This window comes from bacterium (assembly GCA_030654305.1).
GTDB lineage: Bacteria > Krumholzibacteriota > Krumholzibacteriia > LZORAL124-64-63 > LZORAL124-64-63 > PNOJ01.
In genome coordinates, this window is the sequence record JAURXS010000261.1 from 1 (window position 1) to 5,128 (window position 5,128).

General features: G+C 72.2%; 6 protein-coding genes. 1 reads left to right on the forward strand and 5 read right to left on the reverse strand.

The window, feature by feature from the left end; genetic code table 11:
• The 3 genes from Q7W29_07450 to Q7W29_07460 all read right to left on the reverse strand — a co-directional run.
• The coding region (locus Q7W29_07450; GenBank protein ID MDO9171648.1) for a Plug domain-containing protein at nucleotides 1-514 on the reverse strand (514 nt) is incomplete at its 3' end.
• Between the two features lie 26 nt (nucleotides 515-540).
• Complete coding sequence (locus Q7W29_07455; protein ID MDO9171649.1) at nucleotides 541-2,010, reverse strand: MFS transporter; 1,470 nt, start codon at nucleotides 2,008-2,010, stop codon at nucleotides 541-543.
• Nucleotides 2,011-2,125: 115 nt separating this feature from the next.
• Complete coding sequence (locus Q7W29_07460) at nucleotides 2,126-3,142, reverse strand: hypothetical protein (GenBank protein MDO9171650.1); 1,017 nt, start codon at nucleotides 3,140-3,142, stop codon at nucleotides 2,126-2,128.
• Between the two features lie 108 nt (nucleotides 3,143-3,250).
• Between Q7W29_07460 and Q7W29_07465 the strand changes: the two genes are divergently transcribed.
• The gene (locus Q7W29_07465; GenBank protein MDO9171651.1) at nucleotides 3,251-3,919 is read left to right on the forward strand and encodes a DUF4254 domain-containing protein; all 669 of its coding nucleotides are present in this window, start codon (nucleotides 3,251-3,253) and stop codon (nucleotides 3,917-3,919) included.
• 14 nt (nucleotides 3,920-3,933) lie between these two features.
• On the opposite strand, the gene Q7W29_07470 is transcribed toward Q7W29_07465, so the two are convergent.
• Nucleotides 3,934-4,509 (reverse strand): hypothetical protein, encoded by a 576-nt coding sequence (locus Q7W29_07470; GenBank protein MDO9171652.1) that lies wholly within the window; start codon nucleotides 4,507-4,509, stop codon nucleotides 3,934-3,936.
• Nucleotides 4,510-4,599: 90 nt separating this feature from the next.
• Nucleotides 4,600-5,128, reverse strand: a 529-nt coding sequence (locus Q7W29_07475; GenBank protein ID MDO9171653.1) for a class I SAM-dependent methyltransferase, incomplete at its 5' end; no start/stop codon positions are given.

The window sequence follows — 5,128 nt, forward strand, 5'->3', positions numbered from 1 at the left end:
GGCGCGGCACCGCGTTGACGACGCCGCCGAACGCGCCGGCCCCGGCCAATACCGAGCCCTGGCCGGAGAGCACCTCGAGCCGCGCCAGGTCGGCCAGCGAGAGCGGGAGGTCCAGGGCGTGGTGGCCGGTCTGCGGGTCCCCCACGTCCATGCCGCCGAGCAGCACGCGCACCTGCTCGAAGGTGGAGCCGCGGATCGAGAGGTCCGCCTGGGTGCCGTAGAGCTGGCGCTGGCCCGCGGCCACCCCCGGCGCCGACGCCAGCAGTTCGGCCGGCCCGCGCACGGGCAGCAGCGCCGCCTGCTCGGCGTCCAGGACCGTGACCTCGCGCTCGCCGACGGGCAGCGCCGCCGGCACGCGCGTGCCCAGGACCAGGACGGGGTCGGTCAGCCAGATCGTGTCGCCGGCGACGATCATGAAACTGGCGCCGCCCGCTTCCGCGACGCCGTCGACGGAGGCGGTGGCGGTCGCGGCGGCCAGCAGGCCGACCGCGACGGCCGTCAGGTATCTTCTCAAGCGATGCACCTCGCTGCGGATATCGGTCAGTGGGCCGCGCCCCCGCGGTGCGGCTTCGCGTTCCAGACGCGCAAGGACAGGAAGAGGCCCAGCGCGGCCATCGGCACCATGGCCAGGGGCCATGCCAGCCAGTTGGCGGGATCGGTGGCCGGCCCCGCGATCTTGCCGGCCGCGTCGAGCTGCTCCTTGGGCAGCACCGCGGCGTACGTGAAGGACATCACGGCGGTCCCCAGGTAGACGAAGCCGTCGATGATGCCGACGGCCATGCCCGCGTTGCGGCTGCCGCCGAAGTCCATGCTCGCGGTGCCCGACAGCATGCCGTGCACGCCGATGACGGCCATCGACATCAGCACCACCAGCCAGCCCACGAACGGCGTCTGGTAGGTGAAGATCAGCACCACGGCGCCCAGCAGCAGCACGCCGTACAGGACCGCCGCGACCGGGCCGCGGCGCGACTGGAACGCGTGGTCGCTCACGGTGCCGGCCACCACGCCGCCCAGGATGCCCGCGCAGCAGAGCAGCATGCCCCAGTGCTCGGTGACGAATCCCGAGCCCAGGTGCAGGGCGACGTCGGTCTGCTTGGCGAAGGTGCGGTACCACTGCATGATGGCCTGGCGCAGGAAGCCGCTGCAGAATTCGATCAGGGCGATGGTCATGATGATGGGGTTGCTCAGCATCATCTTGAAGACCTTCGCCGGTCCCATGGGCGGCCCCGAATCGCCCGCGGTGGCGTCGGCGGTGTCGAAGTCCAGGTGCCCGGTCTCCGACGGCTTGTCGCGCACGACGAAGACGTCGATCACCCAGAAGATCGCCAGCAGCAGCGCCGGCATCATGAAGACCCAGACCAGCCCCATCCCCTTGAGGATCAGCTTGCCCACGTCGTAGGCGAAGTACAGGCCCAGCGAGATCAGGATGCCGAAGATCGCGCCGAACACGCCCCGCTCGCGCACGTGGAACCAGGAGGCGTTGACCTTGACGATGGCCACGGCGCCGAAGCTCTGGAAGTACATGTTCAGGGCGTACAGCACCGCGAAGACCGGCACGAAGTTCGCGGCCAGGAACGCCGACTGGGGCCCCTGGTTCAGCAGGGACCACGTCGCCAGCCCCATCAGCACGTTCATCGCCACGGCGCCGGCGGTGCCGGCGAGCATCGCCTTGCGGCCGCCGAAGCGGTCGGTCAGGGGGCCGTTGATGAGGAACGAGAAGCCGTAGACCACGGTGCCCACGCCGAAGATCACGCCGAAGTCGGTGTTGCCCATCAGCGACCCGCCCGTCCCGCCGGCGATCTCCTCGAAGGCGCCCTTGCTGACGGTCAGGTTGTAGCGGCCCATGTAGAGCAGCGCGTAGGTCAGGCCCAGCGGCAGCCAGTTCCAGACGCGGCGGGCGCGGAAGCCGGGGTCGTGGCCCAGGTCGATCTTCGGCAGGCGGGCGATGACGAACGCCACCACGGCCAGCAGGATGACGATCGCGATCAGCTCGGACATCCAGGGTGACATGGGACCTCCTCGGTTCCGCGGGATGACGACACGGTCGCCCGCTTCCGCCCATCGTAGCCAGCGCCCCGCCGGCGCGCCAAGGAAAACCTCGGCCGCGGCGGGCCTATGAACCCATCTAGAGGCCCATGATCAGGCCGATGGAGGCGCCGATCCAGTCGTCGTGATCGTCGGCGAGCAGGCGGTCGCCGCTGATCGCGTCCTGCAGCAGCACGGGGTCGGCGGCGCAGGTCTCGGCGTGCAGGGTCGCCGCGAGCCAGCGGCGGGAGTCCGCGCCCCCGAGCCGCCGGCGCAGGCCGACGTCGAGGCCGCCGCCCCAGTCGGACATCTCCCGCACCAGCGAGCCGCTGCGGTAGACCGTGCCGTAGCCCCAGAACAGCGTGCCGCCCCAGCGCAGGGAGCGCAGGTAGTAGCCGCCGCGCACGCCCAGCACGGCGTCGGTGCGCTCGCCGACCGGCAGCAGCGCCCGGGCGCCCAGCTCGATCCCGTAATGGGCCGCGCGGCCGTTGTTCGTCAGGTCCTCGAAGTCGTCCTGCAGGTCGCCGAGGCCCAGTTGGAGGCCGGCCGTGGCCAGGAAGTTCTCGCCCAGCGGCAGCCCGAGCGCGACCGAGACGCGCAGCATGTCGGTGAAGTAGTCGCCGAAAGCGGTGGTGGCGTGCTTCCAGCCCAGGTCGGTCAGCAGGAGCCAGCGGCCCGGCGGCCCGACGTCGGGAACCGGCAGGCCCGACCGCGGTACGGCGGGATGCGCGACGTCGGCCGGCAGCGGCACTTCCGGCCAGACCGCGTTGCCGCGGTTCACCTCCGGCGGGGCCCCGGACACGGGCTCGCCCGCGTCGAGGCTGCGGCGCCACCCGTCCCATTGCGATCGCGGCACGTTGCGTTCGCGGTGCGCGCCGGGCGGGTCGCCGGCGACCGTCAGCCGCGCCAGGAAGCCGCCGCGCGGCCCCGGCGCGAACACGGCGCTCACCAGGCCGGGCACGTCGGGGAACAGCCCCCAGCGGGCCGCCTCGCCGGCGTCGACCGTGTCGCCGACCGCCGGATGCAGCGGCACGACGCCCGCGGGGGCGTCGGCGGCGGCTGTGGCGGCCGAGGCCAGGCCCAGCAGGAGCAATAGGATCGTCACGTCACGCGTCATCGTCGCTCCCGGTCGTCGCGGGCCGCCCGGAGACGGCTTGCCGCCCCCGCTCCCATGTCCTACAGTAGCCGCGCCCACGACCGCGGACGAGCCGAGGGGAGCGCGCCGATGAACCAGCCCGACACCACCGTCGCGCCGCAGCCCGGCGCCAGGCCGGAATCCGGCGCGCTGCTGCCCATCCTGTGGCGCGTCATCGACCGCTGGCACCTCCACGAGCAGAAGCTGGGCTCGTGGCAGGACGCGCTGGACGTCCTCGCGCCGGAACACCGCGGCTGGGCCGGCATCGCCGAGCTGCTGCAGCTCGTGAACACCTACCAGTGGCACGAGGAGGACCGCAGCCGCGCCCACGGCGCCGGCGACGAGGTGCTCGCGGCCGTCAAGCGCTCCATCGACGCCTCCAACGCCCGCCGCGTGCGGACCATCGAGGCCCTCGACGTGGAGATCATGGGCGTGCTGGCGCGCGACGGCCTCCCCCGACCCGGGGCGCCCCTGAACTCCGAGTCCCCGGGCAGCATCATCGACCGCATCACCGTCCTCGGCCTCAAGCTTTACCACATCCGCGAGGAACTCTCCACCGCCGGCGGCACCGCGGACGAAGTCGCCCTGCACGCGCGCCTCGAGAGCATCAGCGAGCAGATGGACGACCTCGCCGGCTGCCTCGACCACCTCTTCCGGGAGATCGCGGCCGGCCGGCTCGGCATCAAGCTGTACCGTCAGGTGAAGGTCTACAAGGATCCCGCCAGCGGCCGCTACCGCTCGGGTCTGGACGAGGGCTGAACGTCCCGCCCGGATCAGTCGCGGTAGAGCGACTTGACCCCTCCCCAACTCGATGACGACGCCGGCGTGATGCCCGACGGCACCACCCGCAGCGTCCGTCCGTCCAGGATCTGCGACGGGCCGTCGCAGGCGGAGGCCGGGGCGAGCGCGGCCGCGCCCAGGAAGAAGGGGCCGGTCGGCTCGTAGACCCAGGTGAAGCTCAGGCGGGCCAGGGTGACCACGTTCCGCTGGACGCAGCCGTCGGAAGTGGTGTGCACGCCCAGGACGGGATCGCCCTGGTGGGCGAGCGGGGCGCCGGCGAGTTCCGACCCGATGAGGGACGCGGGCGAACCGCCGCAGCAGCTGCCCAGCACGGCCCAGTCCACGGTGTCGAGCCGCCACGACAGCGGCGCGCCCACGTCGGGGCCGGCCAGGATGACGTAGAGGTCGAAGTCCTCCCCGTAGGGAACGTCGATCTCCCCGACGTAGGTGTCGGGCGCCGCCGACAGGCACAGGACCGAGAATCCCGTCTGGGCGACGGCGGGAACGGCGACCGCGAGCGCCAGGGTCGTCAGGACGACCAGCGCGCGTTTCGATTTGATGGGCGACATGTCCCTCCTCGTGCGAATCTAGATGCAATTCATCCCATATGATACGGGGGCCCGCCCCTCCCGGCTACCCCGGCAAAACGGACCGTCGACTTATGTGCCGTTGGTCCCGGCATCGCGCCGGAAATAGAACACCGCCTGGTCAGCGGTGCCGTTGCGGTTGGCCTGCGCCGCCTCGCGGGCGAAGCCGGCGAGCTCGTCGCGGGTGAACGGCGAGCGGCGCGGGTCCGCCGCGTGGGAGCGGGGATCGCGCAGCGGGATGCCGCGGCGGTACTGCTCGCTGCCCCAGAACTGGAAGGCGGTCCCGTCGTCCTCGCTCCCCTCGAGCGCGAAGCCGGCGTCGCGGGCCAGCTGCTCCAGGCTGCGCCGCGTGTGCAGCACGAGGTGGCGCGGCGCGTCGAGCTGCACCCAGTCGACGCCGTAGCGGCGCCAGGCCAGCGAGTCGGCCAGCGGCACGCGCACGAGCAGCGCGCCGCCCGGCGCCACCACTCGCCGCAGCTGCGCGAAGGCAAGGCGCTGATCGGGCAGATGCTCCAGCACATGGTGCAGCATGACCAGGTCGTAGCGCTCGACCACAGCCTCGAGCCCACGGCGACGCACGACCCAACCGCCGCCGAGGTCC

Excerpts from the sequence above, each read along its gene's own strand:
- Q7W29_07455 (MDO9171649.1), bottom strand. The coding sequence starts at position 2,010 with ATGTCACCCTGGATGTCCGAGCTGATCGCGATCGTCATCCTGCTGGCC.
- Q7W29_07460 (MDO9171650.1), bottom strand. The coding sequence starts at position 3,142 with ATGACGCGTGACGTGACGATCCTATTGCTCCTGCTGGGCCTGGCCTCG.
- Q7W29_07465 (MDO9171651.1), top strand. The coding sequence starts at position 3,251 with ATGAACCAGCCCGACACCACCGTCGCGCCGCAGCCCGGCGCCAGGCCG.
- Q7W29_07470 (MDO9171652.1), bottom strand. The coding sequence starts at position 4,509 with ATGTCGCCCATCAAATCGAAACGCGCGCTGGTCGTCCTGACGACCCTG.